Annotated in this window: 15 protein-coding genes and 1 tRNA gene; 2 read left to right on the forward strand and 14 right to left on the reverse strand. The window is 38.8% G+C overall.

Annotated elements, in window-relative coordinates:
- Positions 1 to 278: 278 nt before the first annotated feature.
- Positions 279 to 815 (reverse strand): hypothetical protein, encoded by a 537-nt coding sequence (locus tag AN490_RS05830; RefSeq protein WP_300000814.1) that lies wholly within the window; start codon positions 813 to 815, stop codon positions 279 to 281.
- A 222-nt stretch (positions 816 to 1,037) separates the two neighbouring features.
- A complete protein-coding gene (locus tag AN490_RS05835; RefSeq protein ID WP_300000816.1) occupies positions 1,038 to 1,733 on the reverse strand; it encodes a hypothetical protein in 696 nt (231 codons plus the stop codon).
- 94 nt (positions 1,734 to 1,827) lie between these two features.
- Between AN490_RS05835 and AN490_RS05840 the strand changes: the two genes are divergently transcribed.
- The gene (locus AN490_RS05840) at positions 1,828 to 2,076 is read left to right on the forward strand and encodes a hypothetical protein (RefSeq protein ID WP_300000818.1); all 249 of its coding nucleotides are present in this window, start codon (positions 1,828 to 1,830) and stop codon (positions 2,074 to 2,076) included.
- A 12-nt stretch (positions 2,077 to 2,088) separates the two neighbouring features.
- Here AN490_RS05840 and AN490_RS05845 read toward each other — a convergent pair whose 3' ends face one another.
- The 6 genes from AN490_RS05845 to AN490_RS05870 form a co-directional block, all read right to left on the reverse strand.
- Positions 2,089 to 3,219 (reverse strand): tyrosine-type recombinase/integrase, encoded by a 1,131-nt coding sequence (locus tag AN490_RS05845; RefSeq protein WP_300000820.1) that lies wholly within the window; start codon positions 3,217 to 3,219, stop codon positions 2,089 to 2,091.
- Between the two features lie 134 nt (positions 3,220 to 3,353).
- A tRNA-Met gene (locus AN490_RS05850) sits at positions 3,354 to 3,427 on the reverse strand.
- Positions 3,428 to 3,573: 146 nt separating this feature from the next.
- Positions 3,574 to 5,916 (reverse strand): peptidoglycan DD-metalloendopeptidase family protein, encoded by a 2,343-nt coding sequence (locus tag AN490_RS05855; RefSeq protein WP_300000822.1) that lies wholly within the window; start codon positions 5,914 to 5,916, stop codon positions 3,574 to 3,576.
- A gap of 765 nt (positions 5,917 to 6,681) precedes the next feature.
- Complete coding sequence (locus tag AN490_RS05860; RefSeq protein ID WP_015080275.1) at positions 6,682 to 7,143, reverse strand: tRNA (cytidine(34)-2'-O)-methyltransferase; 462 nt, start codon at positions 7,141 to 7,143, stop codon at positions 6,682 to 6,684.
- Positions 7,144 to 7,356: 213 nt separating this feature from the next.
- Positions 7,357 to 8,496, reverse strand: a complete 1,140-nt coding sequence (gshA, locus tag AN490_RS05865) for a glutamate--cysteine ligase (RefSeq protein ID WP_300000825.1) — start codon at positions 8,494 to 8,496, stop codon at positions 7,357 to 7,359.
- 233 nt (positions 8,497 to 8,729) lie between these two features.
- Positions 8,730 to 9,521 (reverse strand): GNAT family N-acyltransferase, encoded by a 792-nt coding sequence (locus AN490_RS05870; protein WP_300000827.1) that lies wholly within the window; start codon positions 9,519 to 9,521, stop codon positions 8,730 to 8,732.
- A 658-nt stretch (positions 9,522 to 10,179) separates the two neighbouring features.
- On the opposite strand from AN490_RS05870, the gene gntT reads away from it, so the two are divergent.
- On the forward strand, positions 10,180 to 11,526 hold the full coding sequence (gene gntT / locus AN490_RS05875; protein ID WP_300000829.1) for a guanitoxin biosynthesis MATE family efflux transporter GntT: 1,347 nt from the start codon (positions 10,180 to 10,182) through the stop codon (positions 11,524 to 11,526).
- A gap of 243 nt (positions 11,527 to 11,769) precedes the next feature.
- On the opposite strand, the gene AN490_RS05880 is transcribed toward gntT, so the two are convergent.
- The 6 genes from AN490_RS05880 to AN490_RS05905 form a co-directional block, all read right to left on the reverse strand.
- Positions 11,770 to 12,690, reverse strand: coding sequence for an NAD(+) kinase (locus AN490_RS05880; protein ID WP_015080279.1), 921 nt, complete (start codon positions 12,688 to 12,690; stop codon positions 11,770 to 11,772).
- A gap of 6 nt (positions 12,691 to 12,696) precedes the next feature.
- Positions 12,697 to 13,002, reverse strand: a complete 306-nt coding sequence (gene nuoK, locus AN490_RS05885) for an NADH-quinone oxidoreductase subunit NuoK (RefSeq protein ID WP_015080280.1) — start codon at positions 13,000 to 13,002, stop codon at positions 12,697 to 12,699.
- A gap of 104 nt (positions 13,003 to 13,106) precedes the next feature.
- Positions 13,107 to 13,718: an NADH-quinone oxidoreductase subunit J gene (locus AN490_RS05890; RefSeq protein ID WP_015080281.1), complete on the reverse strand. Its 612-nt coding sequence runs from the start codon at positions 13,716 to 13,718 to the stop codon at positions 13,107 to 13,109.
- Between the two features lie 117 nt (positions 13,719 to 13,835).
- Complete coding sequence (gene ndhI, locus AN490_RS05895) at positions 13,836 to 14,411, reverse strand: NAD(P)H-quinone oxidoreductase subunit I (RefSeq protein ID WP_015080282.1); 576 nt, start codon at positions 14,409 to 14,411, stop codon at positions 13,836 to 13,838.
- Between the two features lie 88 nt (positions 14,412 to 14,499).
- Positions 14,500 to 15,618, reverse strand: a complete 1,119-nt coding sequence (gene nuoH, locus AN490_RS05900; RefSeq protein ID WP_015080283.1) for an NADH-quinone oxidoreductase subunit NuoH — start codon at positions 15,616 to 15,618, stop codon at positions 14,500 to 14,502.
- Between the two features lie 485 nt (positions 15,619 to 16,103).
- Positions 16,104 to 17,240: a citrate synthase gene (locus AN490_RS05905; protein ID WP_148760335.1), complete on the reverse strand. Its 1,137-nt coding sequence runs from the start codon at positions 17,238 to 17,240 to the stop codon at positions 16,104 to 16,106.
- Between the last annotated feature and the right edge of the window lie 58 nt (positions 17,241 to 17,298).

Below are 17,298 nucleotides of genomic sequence, written 5' to 3' on the forward strand. Positions count from 1 at the left end.
GGAATTTGTTGATCAACTTATTGAAGACTTGGACAAACAGTAATATATGGATAGTTATGGGTAGAAATTATCAAGCTGTTTCTACCCCCTAATTAAGACATTTAGCCAGGACTCGATAAATCAACTATTAGATTAGCTGACTTATCAATTCACTATTTATCATTAGAGTTCTCAATAGGGAGCGATCGCACTGTAGTGACCTAAATCACCTTCCCCAATTCTAGACCCCTTTGCAGGTAGGGATTTAGAGGATTTAACACTTCGCAGTGAATCAGTAACTAATCAAGAAACTCTATCTTCTTACCCAACTCAATATATTCTTTAATGTATCCCTTCACACTATCTTCAGTAATAAGTCCTTCATCATAGATATTAACATCTATAAGCTGACCTTTCTTGTTAACCAATCTAAGGATAATTAAGTAAGTAGGATAGTCTCCCCCTTCATTTCTAATATATAGGTCAACATTTTCTTTTATATTAAAAGATTTAAAGTAAACAGTATCATCAGCCCAGCTAATTCTAGTACCAGGAGCACCTCTTCCTACCCTTTCATGAACAGGGCATTGAAGTAACTTGTAAGTACCTCTATCTATAATATCAATACTGCCATCTTGAAGCAGCATAGAAGCTAGGTTATCTGGCATCTCCATAGAAATACCAAACTTCTTGTAAACATATACTTTGTTAGTATTAGAATCTTCTTCTATAGGATAGCTACATATCTTTTGCTTTCCTGGTTTGGCGATCGCCTCCTCACTACAGCCAACTAACAATAAACTAAGAAGTAGACAAGACTGAATTAAAGATTTCATAAGTTAGTTAAGGGTAAATCTCCTTTCTTAAGTTTACACATCTGTTACCTATACTGGTAAACTATTATGTATATAGAGAATAAAGTGGGTGATATGAAAATTACCCCCTCTCATTTATCCACCTACCCTTCATCTGGCAACTGTAAGTGGTAGCTGTCACAACCAAAATAGTGAAATATAACAGGTTCTCCTTCTTCAGTATAAACAAGATTTATATTTTATTCAGTTGCTTTTATCAAGATATAAAATAACTTTTTCATAACTAATATTAAAGCCTGAATTATTTAATGTTGCTATTAAACCTAACGCATCTGAATGAATTTGTAGAGCCACTAATTTACCTTTAATTTTATTACAACTCTTCAGGTATCTTAGTAATTGTCCTACCGCATTACAGTCTATAATATCTTTTTTAAATTCTATTATCTCATCTCCACTAACTAGATCAACTCTACCTTTTCTTAATTTCTGCTGCCTATTTCCACCATACCTAGCTCTGTACTCTCGCTCAATATCAATTTCTATAAAATACATTTTAGGATTATCCAAGCAACAATCATCCAGATAAATATAAGCTCCTAAATAATTAGCCACCCATAAGATTCCAGCTTTATGAAAATATCTTCCATACTTTTTATTAAAGCTATCTTTAAAGATTTTTAGACTTTTCCCCTCTAATTTAGTAACCTTTCCATGAAGATAATACTCCCTACCAATAACATAGTTTTTGGCAAAGTCATTTAATTCTACCCCCTTAGCTTCACAAATATGTTTCATAACAAAAGTTACTTCTTCTTCAAAGATAATCCATTTAAGGTTATGCTTTTCAATTAATAATCTCAACCTATTTAAAATTGATTTATCTGCATTAGGATGTTTCTCTAAAATCAACTGAGTTATATCTATTGAGTTAGTCATGGTGATTTTTTAAATTATTTAAGTCAGGTTATTCCAATTAAGTTTTTAGTTCTATAATGGAAATAATCAACCTTTATTATTTAGGTATTCAACAATGCCAATACCAATCAAAAATGAAATTAACATAGTATTTTCAACCCTACCAGACTTGATAACTGCTTGGAATACTGCAATGCAAAAAGCATTTGCAGAGGAGCAAGAAGGTCAAAAGGTAGAAGTTTTAGAAGCTATCCTTAATTCTTTACCTGATATGAAAGAAAAGTTTGATTCAGAAATTGATAAACTAAGCAAGAAAATTAAAAAAGAAATAGCAAAGGAGAAAAAGAAAAGAAGTAGTGTATAAGCCAGTAATAATTTATTTGTAAAATATTTCTGGAACTTCAAGTTGTTTGATTACTCCTGAATAATGCTTGTAGATTACTTCAGGAGAATTACCCACCATATCAGCAACTTGTTTAACACTAATACCTGCCTCCAAGCATAGGGTGATAAAAGTGTGACGACAATTATATTGAGGTAAATAATATCTAATCAACTTATCATTGACTAAATTAGTTAATACTGGTTTCCATACTCTATTGAGAAAGTTATGAGTATTTAGCTCTCTACCATTGCGATTATAGAAAAGTAATTTCTCAGCTTCTTCATACCCAATATCATTCAAAAGTTCTCTCAGTTGACTATTGATAGGAAACAATCTAATTTGGTGAGTTTTTGTGTCTTTCCTTATCCTGACATCAGAAGGTACAGCTTCAGCAAATGTGATATGTGTTGAACTAATATGTTTCCATTTCAAGGCTACAGCTTCTTCAGGTCTGCACCCAGTACAAAATAAAAGCCTGACATAGTTAGTGTAGTAAGAATGTGCCAAGGGAGAGTATTTAGGGCAATACTTGTTACTAGCAAAAGAATCAATAATAATAGCTATCTCTTCTTGACTAAAAGTAAGAATAGTATTATTTTTCCTCTTGGTTTTAATAGTTTTAGCTAAATCTTTGAAGGGATTGATTTCTATTAGCTTAGATGTAGTAGCCCAATTACAGCAAGCATTAAGTTGTTTAAGAGTACGCTTGGTTGTTTCAGCAGAATAATTACTGAGTAAATGATTCCTAATGAGGATTGCATCTTTAATGTCGCTAGTAGGTAGTGCTTTAATTCTTTTCTCTATTAGTGAGTAATCCCTGATAACAGTAGACTGTTCCACTTGATTACTCTTAAACTGAACATAATCACACCATAAGTCCAGTAAAGTGTGTATTTTTTCCTTCTTAGTAGGCTGATAGTGAGACTTGTATTTAGCCAGAGTAGGGTCAAAATAGCCAGCTATGATATCTAGCTCTATCTGCCTTGCTTTCATCTCTGCAAGCAGTTTATTCTCAGCAGTGTCAGCTAGATTCAGAGACAAGTATTTCTGATTACCAGCAAACAAGGCTCTAGGAAATCTTAATCTAAGACGACCTTCAAGGGTTTCAATTCCAATTTTCACTGACTATCCTTGACTATTTTAGGTTTGCAGAGCATAGTCAAAAAATAGTCAAAAGGGTGTTAAATAGCAAAATCAGCCCCCTACAACTATTGATGACTAGGAGCTGAAACTCTTACATAGTAAGCTTTATTAAATGGCTCAGGTCAGATTTGAACTGACGACCCCAGGCTTATGAGTCCCGTACTCTAACCAACTGAGCTACTGAGCCACGTTGTTTTATCAACTTATATTAAGATAGCATAGAAATTTGCATCTGACAACTATCAATTTCCAAATTTTTGCCCCAAGAATAAAAAGAGGGAGTTTACCTCCCTCCATTAACCAGAGAATCACTTAATTCCAGATTATCTGCAATTAAATCCGATTTGGTAAGAAAGCGATAGGGTTAACAGCACCCTTGCCAGATGGATGAACTTCAAAATGACTGTGAGGACCAGTGCTAAAACCAGTGCTACCCATAGCCGCAATTGTCTGACCTTGTTGCACTCGTTGACCAGGTTGCACCAAAATCCGGCTATTGTGTCCATAGCGAGTTAAACTACCATCCTCATGGCGGATATCCACAACGTTACCGTAACCACCGCTATTCCAGCCAGCCTTCTCGACTGTACCAGCAGATGCAGCATAAATGGGTGTGCCTGTTGAGTTAGCAATATCAATCCCTCTGTGCATTCTTCCCCAGCGCCAGCCATAGCCAGAGGTCAGAACTCCCTTAGCTGGCCAAATGTAGCCTGTAGCGGCAGAATTAGCAGGGAAACTGGGATTGTCTTCAGTGGTTTGAGGCAAGTGTATATCCACTGCTGCTATAGGTGGTAAAGCTGGAGAAACAGAAGTTCCTCGCAATTTTCCTAAAGAGTCAGACGCATTAGCACCAGCAGGAGGCACTGTCAACTTAATACCAGATGAATTGCGGGGAGAATTCCATCTCGCACCAGTTTTACCGGGCAGGAATTCTGGGTTAATCGGCTCATTGGTGGGAGCAGATGCTGTTACTAGAGTCTTGAGCGGTTGATGACTATAACTTGGCAATATTGCTTGAGGTACAGCAATCTGGATGGCATTGGCTTGAGACACTACCGAATTATTGGATGATTCAATAGCAACAGGTACAGACTGACTATTATTTTCAGATCCTGTAACAGCCACACCAGCTTGTTGAGCGCGGTATTTATATCGCAATCTCTCAATTTCTGCTTGCAAGCTGCGGATACGTTCATTACCTTTGGCTTTAGATACCTTTTGCACTGGTTTTTGTGACCCATGCTTTTGGTAAGAAGTTCTTGGTAATGGAGCATCACCACCTAAGCCATAAGAGTCACTGGGTGTAGGTAAAGCCTGTGGGACAACAATAGAAATAGCAGTCTGTCCTTGGCTGTCTGTCTCTATTGGTGCAGGAACATTAATCCGGTTAGCGATACTAGGATAATTTTTCCGTTCTGGCTCACCTGTCACCACTGGGACTGGGATAGTCACACCAGGAGTTTCCGTCTGTTCTAGCGGCTCTATTACTCTTGGTGCAGGAACGGGAACGCTGGTATTGTTAGAAACAAATGATCTGGGGTTAAAACTAGGATTATTTAAAGAAGAATTATCTACCCGGCCAGAGGTTTCTAATATCTTGTTCGGAGGAATAATTAACCTTTGATTAATTTGCAGTTGATTAGGATCACTTAGATCATTAGCTCTAACTAGCTCAGAAACTGAAGTACCGTAATTGTTAGCAATTTCTGCTAAGGTGTCTCCAGGCTTAACTTGATATGTTGAGGGAGACAATTGGGCGACAACTTTTGTTGAGGCTGATGCAGGTATGGGTATTTCCTGTATCGTCGGACTTGTTTGTTTATTCGGTTTCAACCGAGAAATAAGCTCGGATTGTTGAGAATCAGTCAAATTTTCCGATTGTTCTGGTACGGATTTATTAGCTACAGTGGTTGGTTGTGCTTCCTTAATCCCAGTTTTTAATAAATCTTGGGTTTGTTCAGACCGCAAATCTGCCAAACTATTTCTTAACCGAGTTGATTTTTCCTGTAAACGATTCAGGGCAAACTCTTGCTGTGCTTTCAGTTGAGCATTAACATTACCGCTGGCTAACTCCCCTGCTGGCAAATTTTGGGTACTGCCAGTTACCGCTTCCACTTTAGACAACTGTGGCGCTGTCTCAGGCAGTTGGTTATTTATTGGTAATGTCGCTTGAACTGGACGATAGCTCACTTCCTGCCCTAGTTGAACAGAATTTCTATCAGCGGGATTGGCTGGGGAAATTACATTGGATGCAGTGCCTTCGACGGCTATGTTTTTGGTGGCAATTTGCCATTTAGCTTCAAGCCCAGGTACTTGTGAAACCACTGTTGGTTCTAATATAACGGGATTTGCTACCGCGCCTGTTGGTGAGATGCTTGGGGACTCCAGTTTGGAGGTGGCAAATTTCATCTCAGTCTCGGAAACAACTGGCATTGTTGAAGCTGCTTTTTGACTGCCAACAGGAGCCGCTGCTTGGGCTTGATCGCTTTGTCGAGTCACCAAAAGGCTGGTTGCTCCCATTGATATTGCCAAGCCAATCATAGCTGCCCGATGAGTCCCCGCCCGGCGGGTCATTTTGGGATTGATCTCATAATTTGTTTGCTCTACCGGGGCATCATCGCCGCTGGGGGTATTGTTCAACACAGCCTTATCTCTTTTTTTCAATGCTCGTTTCAAAGACGACCTCCTAATGATCACTAGCGTTTAACTGATCTCGATTTTTAAGTTGGATATTAATTCATGATTGATCTCACATCAAACCATATATCAAGATCACATTCACCAGAGACACTTACGCAAGATTAACGTGCTTCTCTGATTTAAACAAGTTCTACACCTGACTAAACTCTCAAGTTTTTGGTGCTGTCTTGTCTAAGTCACTCCTCACAACCTAAAAATTCTCACTCTTGAGAGTTATCTCCACTCATTTTGCTACAAAACCACTGAACTAAATAAATATCATAACTTGGCTAGGTCTATTGTCTTTATTAGTTCATGAGCTTGGACAACTTCTGCAATAGCAATGATCCCGCTGTAGACGGTTTCAAGATTTTTTGACTAAATCCGTTTTATCAATAGGACACTTTACTTTTATTCTTCCCTAAAAAACAACCGTATACAACATCTGCAATTTTCGCATTATTTTGTTGTATTTCTGGATACGAAGTTATCCAAATCATTGAGAGTAATGGTTTTCGGTAATTTTCCTGTTTCGAGTCATCATCTGAGAATTAACTAAATTCTATCCTTGGTGGTTAGATCACCCTGAAAATATCTATACAAATTTCTTATGTCATGTTAGCGGAGCTTATCAGTATTTATCACTATTCACCTTTTGCTTATGTATGTTATACAACATTATTATAGCAAGTTTTGGTGTGATTGATCTGATAGATATGTTTCTATCACACTTAATCCTAAATTTTTGTTGGTGAATATGAATTATTGTAAATAGCCTAACTGACGACGACATTCAAATAAACCTATGGCCACACTGACTGATAGATTCAGGCTACGAACACCAGGTTCATACATGGGAATATATAAGGTAGAGTCACAAGTTGAGAGAGTAGCTGCTGGTAAACCTGCTGTTTCACTGCCAAAAAGCAGCCAATCATCCGCTTGAAATTCAAAATTAATGTAGTTAAAATCACCACGAACACTAAAACCTAAGCATCTACCCCCACGTTGTTTTTGTACGCTTTGAAATACTTCTATGGAGTCATGATAATGGAATTTAACGTAAGGCCAATAATCTAACCCGGCTCGTTTCAGATAGCGATCGCTAATTTCAAATCCCAAAGGACCGACCAAATGTAATTCCGTGCCTGTAGCGGCACAAGTCCGGGCAATATTGCCAGTATTCGGAGGAATTTGTGGGTTCACTAAAACTATCTGGGGCATCTTTTGCAAATCTAAATTGTATATTAGGAAATTTCTTGCTGTCTAAAAATCTACCAAAATGTAGAGGCGATATATAGTTTTTTTTAATATGTTACGAAGTATTTTCCATTGATTATTTTTTTTAATCATTTCAGCGAGAGGAAATAAGAATCTGAGTGAGGAGAATATGTATGTTTGCCTATTCCCTCTTGCCTATTCCCTCTTGTCTAGTGTCTATTCCCGCACAGATGAACATAGTTTACTTTCTAGTTCGGTTTCCCGTTCTTGGGTAGAAATAATGGCTTGGGCAATTACACGCTGAATATCAACGCCTATTTTGTGTAGTTGTAACCATTGTTGAGCTTCATTACCTTCTCGGAGAATTTTTTGCAAGGGGGTGAGGAAACAACTAAAGCCCTGTTTTTTAGCAATACTCCAAACTTCATCATATATTTCTGCTATCCAATCTCTGGCAAGAATACTCCTACCATCTTGCCATCGCTGCAATCTTCCATCAAGACTGTCAGTAGCAGCGGCCATTTCGTTTTTCATGGTTAAGGTGATCAATTCTTCGGGAGAAAACGGACTTTGAGTTAAAGGATCAATAGCTGGGTTATTGATAATTTGGATTAACCGCGCTTCTAATAAAGCTGTCATTGCTAACAAAGCAATGGGATCTGTTACCAAGTCACAAATTCGCAGTTCTAAGCGATTTAAATCATAAGGACGGCGATCGCCATTTGGACGCACTGATACCCACAAATGCCGGACGTTTTGCATTGTCCCAGATGCTAACTGTTCATTTACCCATTGAATATGATCCGCATGACTAGCAAATAAGGGGACATGATTGGGAGTTTGGGGAAATAGTCCCCAGCGGGTGGAATGATAACCAGTAGTTTTACTATTTAGGAAAGGAGATGAGGCACTCATAGCTAGGAATAGAGGTGCTTCCATTCTCATGATCCGACAGGCACGCATTAATACCTCTGGGTCACTGATACCAACATTGATATGGACGCTGGCAGTAACTACCTTTGTGCCATAGGTTTGTTCAATGTAATCATGATAGGGATTGGTGGGGTCAGAACGCAAAAAGAGATCGCTTCCTTGCAAAGATAATGTACTACCCGGGATCAAAGTATAATTATCCAAGCTTTGGAGATAGTTCCGCAACTCTTTTCTAGGACGTAGTAAAGCGCACAATAAATTGTCATAATTCATAGATGGTTGAGTTATATACTCCACATTCCGGCTATCCGGCTCACGCATAAATCCATCTAAATTTGTAGTAATTTGATCCGATAGTCCGACAATATCACCTTGAGGCGTACCAGTGTACATCTCAATCTCAAAGCCTTTTAATAAGACCATATTATTCTCCAAAACTTCTTCTAATGTTCATAAATTGTATCTAATTAGACGATTTTTTGCATTTTTTATGTATATATAAATTTAGGTAAGGAAAAAGTCATAAGAATTACAAAAAAGGGAACAGGGAATAGGGAATAGGGAACAGATAAGAAACACTCATTTTCATCAGTTTAGAGCTTCAGTCAAAAAAAAGATGTTTTTAAAAGATGCGTAGCCCGAAAAAAACAGTGTCATTATTTCAATCTCATGCCATCATAATGCCATCTAGTAAAATCAGCAATATTAGAAATAACTAAAAAGTCAATAGTTTTAAATTGCTGATCAATAGCTGGTAAACTGCATACTTTAGCCCCAATATTTAGATATGCCTGAAAAATATTAGGAATTGATATATTAGACTTTTCTGGATAACTTTGCGGAATTTCTATCAAGTATTTTGCATGAGGACATACTAAAATATGAGGATGGATGAAATTATTTTGTTTTAAATAATTAACAGTACAAGCTGCTTCTCGATGAGATTGTGTAAGTAAAGATGCACAGCCAAAAAAATATTGTTGTTTAGTCCAAAGTAAATAATTAGCTAATCCTTTCCACAGTAATAATAGAGTATGACTATTGCGGTACTTCTTAGCTATACAAGCACGTCCCACCTCAACAGAAGATTGAAGAACAGCATCAGGAATACCATGAAGATCAAATATATCAGCCGCATCAAATCCTAGATATTGAGCAGCCATTGTATAAGTTTGCATTCTATAAGTACCAATCGTTTCACCCGTATTTTTAGCAATGAGTAATAAATGATGACAAACTTGATCAAACTTATCTTGATCCATTTGGGCAATATTAGAATTAGATAATCCTAAACCAAGTTCTAAATTAAATACTTCAAATCGCAATTGAAAAATAGATTCTAGTTCTTGAGGATTTGCAGCTAGACGCAGGATATATTTATCAGTTTGCAAAATGGGAAAATCAGAAAGATGGAGTTGATAATTATTGTAGCGATCAGAAACTTTCATCTATTTTCCTACATAGATTTGTAAAATATTTGATAGAAGATACATCCCCGACTTGTTAAAGAAGTTGGGGATCTGGTTATTATCTTTTTTTCATTATGAGCTTAACTGCTCAAAAAATCTGGTAATAAGATACAAATTTAGTTATACAAGTAGATTAGCGTTAAAATTTGGCGTTAGAGACTTCCAAATAAAAAAATACCCCAAAATTTCTTGTGGTGCAGGCATCTTGCCTGCTAATAATATTAGGATGGGCAAGATGCCCATCCCACAAGATTGGATAGCGAACGCGAGAGCGTCCCGGAGGGAACTAGCGCTGCTGCAAGCAGTTCATCTTTTTATGGAGTTCTCTTATAACAAGACAAAAGGCAATCATGCAATAGAGAAGAGGTCTTGGTCTTTTAGTAGTTAGTGTATCTCTTATAGGAGCAGTAGGCTCTATTATATTCTCCTAAAACCTGTTAAATACTTTTTGAAATATTGACTTGTCGTTGTAGATGTGATATTTTAGACGGAAATACTGTAAATAATAAGGTGCTAAAATAGGATTTTACTGCAAAATTCTGCTGTAGTCAAAGAATCGTAATCATGTAATTTCATATTTGTGGTTATTTAGGAAATTTTCTGTAGAGCAACCTCTTCCATTCGGGCTTTTTATACGATGCTATTATTCCCCTTGTCAGGTAAATATCAATTTATCTCTCGCTTTTATCTAATTACCCTTACTAATATTTTATCTTGTACTATTATACCGTTAGCTGGTTTTACCAGTACAGTTTTTCTAGGTCATTTGACAGATATCCGCTATTTTGCAGGTGCTTCTCTGGGTGCAATTCTTTTTGATTATATATACTTTAGTGTAGGTTTTTTACGTTTAGTAACTACAGGCATGACAGCAATAGCTGTTGGTGAAGATGACCGAGAGGCTATGTTACTAGTAGGAATACGGAATAGCGCGATCGCTTTAGGTTTGGGGATACTCATTCTGGTTATACATGAACCCTTAGGGAATTTGGGGTTTGCACTGTTTACTACTTCTCCAGAGGTCAAGGATGCTGGTCTTGCCTACTTTAATGCCCGTATTTGGGGCGCACCAGCAGTTTTACTCAACTATGTACTAATTGGCTGGTTTATTGGACAGGAAAAAAGTAGTAGGGTATTGCTAATGACCATTGTTTACAATGTGGTTAATATACTGCAAGACTACCTATATATTAACCAGTGGCATTGGGCAAGTACCGGAGCCGGAATGTCTGCCGGAATCAGCCAATATTTAATGTTGTTGACGGGGTTAATTTTCTTACTCCGTGATGTCCCTTTAAAAGAGGTAGCAGCATTAAAGGAGCAAATTTTGGAATCGTCAGGTTTCAAATCCATTGCTCGGTTGAATGGAAATCTATTTGTGAGGTCTTTAACTATTGCATTCACCTACGTCATTTTTTCCTGTTTGAGCGCAACAATGGATACAATGATATTTGCTGGCAATGCCTTACTTTTACAGGTGTTACTGCTGACTATAGATATTTTTAATGGTGTAGGAATTTCTACCACTGCTTTAACTGGAACATTTAAAGGTGAACAGGCAACTAATAAGTATTTGCCTTTATTGCAAATAGCAATAGGAACTAGTCTTTCCATAGGACTTACCTGCGCTGGTCTTTGTGTGCTTTTTCCACAAACCATATTTGGGTTGTTAACCAACCACAGCGAAATCATAGAGCTAATTAAAACCTATGTTCCTTGGTTATTAGTGGTTCTGGGATGTGCCTCAATTTGTTTAGTTCTGGAGGGATACTTTACGGGTCTAGCGGAAGGGGTTGTTCTCCGCAATACTTTCTTAATCAGTACCTTGGTGGGATTTATCCCTCTAGCTATATCAACATGGTTTTATCACAATAACCATATGTTGTGGTTGGCTATGTCTATGTTTATGGTGATTAGAATGGTGATTCTTGGAGTATATCTAGTGAAAAGCAAAGAGTTAAAAATCGAGACCATATTAAATTGAATCAATACACCTAATTACAAAAACTTACAAAAGAGAGTTATTAGGTGTTGATGAAACTTCGTTGACAACTACTTTTAACTTCTGAATTCTGATTCGGTAAATTCTGACTCCTGCTATAGTTCATACTTTCAATTGTCAGTAAGAATAGATATTAAAAACCCCCAAATATCTTAAAATTGGGGGCGAAGTTGAATTTACTATGACGGACTTAACGGGACAATATTTAGAAAATAAACATAAAAATCAATTGCGGTGATTATTGTTGTAGCGAACTCTCGTTCCAGCCCAAAGTAACTTCTCCCGCAGTGTTTGATAATATGAATTATTTGCCCGTAACACAATAAACTTAGCGCGACAATCAGCCATTCGGACATCAACACGATGTCCTGGCCAAATGGAAGTAGATAACACACCATCCATCCAGAGTTTGGTACTTAAATCATAATCGCCCAAAGGCCAAATACTGACCACAGAACCAGGGGGTAAAACCAGAGGACGACTAGAAAGACTCATGGGACAAATGGGAGTGATGGTAATTGCTTCCATCCCATCGTGCATAATTGGTCCACTGGCAGAAACAGTATAACCAGTAGAACCTGTGGGAGTAGAGATAATTAACCCATCTCCCACATACTGATCTACTATTTCACCATCAATTTCCATTTCCAAAATTGAGGTAATCATTCTGTCAGCAGAAGCGGGTTTGACACAAAACTCATTTAAAGCCAAGTAACTTTCTGTTACTGGTTCTAAATTTGAGCCAGTCCCTTCATATACCGCTGCTTGTAACATCATGCGCCGTTGGATAGCATAACGATCTTCTAACAGCCTGTCCCAAACTATTTCTGGATCTTGAAACTCATCTACTGACTCAGTTAAAAACCCCAAATGGCCTCCCACATTCACTCCGAGAATGGGGATGCCGGCTGGGGCTAAATGTCTGGCACTTGTGAGAACAGTACCATCACCACCAAGTACCAAAGCGAGATCAATTGGTTGATTAGCAGAGGCCAAAAAAACCGGATAGGGGTTATCTTTTGGCCCACTAGGTCCCATCAATACTTGGCAATGACGATTTTCTAGTTGTTTAGCACAAAGTTCAGCCCAGCTTTTACTCTGGGGATCTCGTGCTTTATAAGCAATGATTACCTGCTTGAGTTGCACGCACTATTACCACTTCAGAAGATTAAACTGCTCCATATCAACGGTATCGCGGTTGCGATAAATCGTCAGCACAATCGCTAAACCCACTGCCGCTTCTGCGGCTGCGACTGTAATCACAAAAACTGTGAAAACTTGACCTTTAATTAAGGTTGAATCAAGGAAGTTGGAAAATGCCATTAAATTTAGATTAACGGCATTCAGCAATAACTCAATTGACATCAGTACCCGCACTGCGTTGCGACTGGTAATTAAACCATAAATCCCAATGCAAAACAAAGCTGCGGCTAGTAATAAAAAGTATTGGAGTTGCATGATTGTCAGTTGTCAGTTGTTAGTTGGTAGGGGCGAAGCATTTGGAGAAGCATTTTTCGCAACTACCGATAATTTATCTTCCAAATGCTTCGCCCGTACGGTTGTCAGTTGTCAGAACTTCTACCAGTGCCGATGAGTTCTTTGGGGCGTTCTGGTAGGGTTAAAATTGTTTGTTGTAGGTCAGAAGTTGGTACTTGGTCAGGTAAATATTCCCGACGTGCCAAAATAATTGCTCCTACCATTGCTATTAGCAACAGAACGGAAGCTAATTCAAAGGGTAGCAAAAAGTCGCTGAAGAAATGCTCACCAATGACAATGATGGAATTTTGACTAACTACGGGATTAGTTGTATAAGCCCAAGGCGTAGCTAATACCATTGTACTTAAAAGCGCAAATAGTCCAAAACTCACTAAAGCTGTAAATACTTTCCGTAATCCCGCACTAGGTAATGGTGAAAAATCCTGTCTTTTGTTTACCAACATAATGGCAAACAGAATTAAAACGTTAATTGCACCAACATAAATTAGGATTTGTGCTGATGCGACAAAATCACCATTTAGCAATAGGTATATTCCCGCCATGCTGATGAATACACCTCCCAGCAAAAAGGCGGAATAAACAATGTTAGAGAATAGCACCACACCTAGTGCTGTCCCAATCATCATTACACCAAGAATGCCAAGTGATACAGACTGTACTCCTTCGGCTAGATTCACTGTTTTTGTCCTTAGTTAGTTGTTAGTTGTTAGTTGTCAGTTGTTAGTTGTCATTTGTCATTTGTTAGTTGTTAGTTGTCAGTTGTCATTTGTCATTTGTTAGTTGTTAGTTGTCAATTATTTTTCTACTAGGTCTTCTGGACGAGAACCTGCACGGGGGGCATCGGCGGGGACTCCGTGGGGGTCCATTACGCCTTTAGGTAGGTAAACAAGTTCTCGTAATGGTGTCACCATTGGATCGTTTGTAACTTTATAGGGCAAACGTCCCAGGGCTACGCTATCGTAATTAAGTTCATGGCGATCATAAGTAGCTAGTTCATATTCTTCTGTCATGGATAAACAGTTGGTGGGACAATATTCCACACAGTTACCGCAGAAGATACAAACTCCAAAATCAATACTGTAGTGTTTGAGCTTTTTCTTTTTAGTGCCTTTGTCCATTTCCCAATCAACTACAGGGAGATTAATGGGACAAACACGCACACAGACTTCACAAGCAATACACTTGTCAAATTCATAGTGAATGCGACCGCGAAATCTTTCCCCAGGAATCAATTTTTCGTAGGGATATTGAACGGTAACAGGTCGCCGTCTCATGTGGTCAAAAGTAACAGATAATCCTTGACCAATATAACGACCTGCTTGGACTGCTTCTTTGGCGTAATCACCAACTTGTTTGAGGAATTTGAGCATTTTTGTGTCTCTCTCTTTACAATTTTGGATTTTGGATTTTGGATTTTAGATTTCAGATTCAATCCAAAATCTAAAATCTAAAATTGCCTTACCCACCGAAGGCGAAGGGAAAGGCTAGTTTGAAGGCTGCGGTTAATAGGAGATTTACCAAGCCTATTGGTAAGAGAAATTTCCATCCTAGGTCTAGCAATTGGTCAATCCGTACCCGTGGTACTGTCCAACGAATGAGGATGGCGAAAAATACTAGTAAGTAGGCTTTGATTACGGTCATGGTAATGCCTATAACCGCTGTGACTACCTGAATTGCTGGGTCACTTTCGCTGACTCCTAACCAACCAGTGATCATCTCCAGGGGTATAGGACAATGCCAACCACCAAGGTACAAAATTGCTACTAGTAAGGCAGAAAGTACCAGGTTAATGTAGGAACTGAGGTAGAAGAGGGCGAATTTCATGCCTGAATATTCGGTTTGATACCCTGCAACTAGTTCTTCTTCTGCTTCTGGTAAGTCAAAGGGTAAGCGCTCGCATTCTGCTAGGGCGGCTATCCAAAAGATCACGAAACCTAATGGTTGTCGCCAAATGTTCCAGCCCAAAATGCCAAAGTTAGATTGCTGATTCACGATGTCAACGGTGCTGAGACTGTTGGACATCATAGCGATCGCTAGTACACTCAATGCTAAGGGAATTTCATAACTGATGGACTGCGCTGCTGCCCGTAAACCTCCCAACAAGGCATATTTATTATTGGAGGCATAACCCGCCATTAATAAGCCAATGGGCTGAATACTCGATAATGCAATCCACAAGAATACGCCCATGCCGACGTTAGCAATGATAATATTCTGTCCAAATGGCACAATTAAATAGGACAGAAATACTGGTAAAACGACAATAATTGGACCAATGGTAAATAGCCAAGGATCTGCTTTAGCGGGGATGATATCTTCTTTAAATACCAGCTTCAGACCATCTGCCACCGGCACTAACAATCCAAATGGTCCTTGGTATTCAGGACCAATCCGTTGCTGTGCTGCCGCAGAAATTTTCCGTTCTAGCCATGTGGCCACTAGGACACCTACTGTAGCCCCAATCAGCATCAATACCATTGGTAATGGCATCCATAGGGCTTTGGCCGCTCCTGGGGGTACGCCTAAGTCCTTGACAGATTGAATAAAAGTTCCTTGGAGGTCAATTCCTGGATTCATGTTTGCTGCTCTTTAAGTCAACGTGCTGATGAACTGTGAAGGATGAAATCAGTTATTCTAATTTTCATCTTTTGTCTTCAGCTTTAGTAATAATCTCTGCTGAGATGATGACCGATTGAAGTTCAATACATTTGCCAATTCATGAGTCTAGTATATCCTTGGATGGTTTTCACCATGAGACTCCACAAGACAACTTCTACTTATGGTTGGGATTGGGAATTGATGATTGGTGGCTGAGGAAATGGGCAAAAGTTTCCCCATTAAGTCGTTAAACAAGACAAATTAGCCGCTTCCGAGTTGGTAACGGTTGTCTATGGTCTACAAATTGTCTGATTTTCCCACACTGGCTGCTGTTGTCAAGTTGCCAATTTTAGCGGGTTTTGATTTTGGACGACAAGCCTCAATGGTAGATAGGACAGTTATCAATCTGCCCACTAGAGGACTTGAATTGAACATCCAAAATCTAGAGTTAATTTATTTGTTAGTTAACGTTGGTCAATGGGAGTGTAGGCGATTTCGTGAAGACCGTTGTAGATTTGGGTAGGACGGAAAATCCGGTTTTCTACCAGTTGTTCTTTCCAGTGTGCTAACCAACCTGCTACACGAGCGATCGCAAATACTGGTGTAAACAAGTCTGTAGGAATTCCCATTTTCCTATACACTAAACCGGAATAAAAGTCAACATTAGGATAAATCCCTCTGTCACCCAGTTTTTCCGAAACTACCCGTTCCATTTCCACGGCAATTTCATAGTATTCGTCATAGCCAAACTTCTCAAACAACTGCTCTGCCAAGCCTTGTAAGATTGTAGCGCGGGGGTCTTTGACTTTGTAAACTCGATGTCCAAAACCCATAATTTTAGCTTTGCGTTGCAGAAGATTATCCACATAAGGGACAACATTTTCTACAGAACCGATTTCTTCTAACATCTGAATTACTTCTTCATTCGCTCCACCATGCAATGGTCCACCTAAAGTACCTACAGCACTGGCAACTACTGCATAAGGATCGGTTAAGGTTGACGCTGTTACTCTAGCACTAAAGGTAGAAGCATTCATTGTATGCTCAACATGAAGAATTAAGCAGATATCAAAGATTTTAGCGGCTAAAGGATCAGGCTCTTTCTCGTTGAGCATATACAGGAAGTTAGCCGCATAGCCTAAATCATCTCTGGGCTTAACTGGATCATTACCTTCCCGCATTAACTGGAACGCTGCTACCATCGTGGGAATAGTCGCTATTAAACGGACAGCGGCGGTACGAATGTAGACCGGATTATGTAAGTCCCTAAGAGAATAAAATAAACCTAAAGCAGCAGCAGAAGCTTGAAGAGCATCCATCGGATGACCACTTTCAGGAAAGCATTTCATCATATCCCGAATGCGGTATTTGATGCGTCTGTGGAAGAGAACTTCATGCTCAAATTCTTTCAGTTCTTCCTGAGTTGGTAACTCACCCCAAATTAACAGATATGCAGTTTCTAGGAATGTGCTTTTTTCGGCTAATTCCTCAATCCTGATACCACGATATTCTAGAATTCCTTTCTGCCCGTCTACATAACTAATACTCGACTGGGCTGCGGGAATACCTTCTAAACCAGGCTTGTATTCGCATACCGTCATGGCAACACCATTTACTTTGTAAAATATCTGCTCACGCTAACTCACCAGAGACTATTTT

It is taken from the genome of Anabaena sp. AL09, assembly GCF_001672255.1.
Taxonomy (GTDB): domain Bacteria; phylum Cyanobacteriota; class Cyanobacteriia; order Cyanobacteriales; family Nostocaceae; genus Dolichospermum; species Dolichospermum lemmermannii.

Bases quoted from the DNA above. Each gene is read 5' to 3' on its own strand.
- gshA (WP_300000825.1), bottom strand. From the start codon at position 8,496: ATGGTCTTATTAAAAGGCTTTGAGATTGAGATGTACACTGGTACGCCT.
- AN490_RS05860 (WP_015080275.1), bottom strand. From the start codon at position 7,143: ATGCCCCAGATAGTTTTAGTGAACCCACAAATTCCTCCGAATACTGGC.
- gntT (WP_300000829.1), top strand. From the start codon at position 10,180: ATGCTATTATTCCCCTTGTCAGGTAAATATCAATTTATCTCTCGCTTT.
- nuoK (WP_015080280.1), bottom strand. From the start codon at position 13,002: ATGCAACTCCAATACTTTTTATTACTAGCCGCAGCTTTGTTTTGCATT.
- AN490_RS05840 (WP_300000818.1), top strand. From the start codon at position 1,828: ATGCCAATACCAATCAAAAATGAAATTAACATAGTATTTTCAACCCTA.
- AN490_RS05870 (WP_300000827.1), bottom strand. From the start codon at position 9,521: ATGAAAGTTTCTGATCGCTACAATAATTATCAACTCCATCTTTCTGAT.
- AN490_RS05835 (WP_300000816.1), bottom strand. From the start codon at position 1,733: ATGACTAACTCAATAGATATAACTCAGTTGATTTTAGAGAAACATCCT.
- AN490_RS05905 (WP_148760335.1), bottom strand. From the start codon at position 17,240: ATGACGGTATGCGAATACAAGCCTGGTTTAGAAGGTATTCCCGCAGCC.
- AN490_RS05830 (WP_300000814.1), bottom strand. From the start codon at position 815: ATGAAATCTTTAATTCAGTCTTGTCTACTTCTTAGTTTATTGTTAGTT.
- nuoH (WP_015080283.1), bottom strand. From the start codon at position 15,618: ATGAATCCAGGAATTGACCTCCAAGGAACTTTTATTCAATCTGTCAAG.
- ndhI (WP_015080282.1), bottom strand. From the start codon at position 14,411: ATGCTCAAATTCCTCAAACAAGTTGGTGATTACGCCAAAGAAGCAGTC.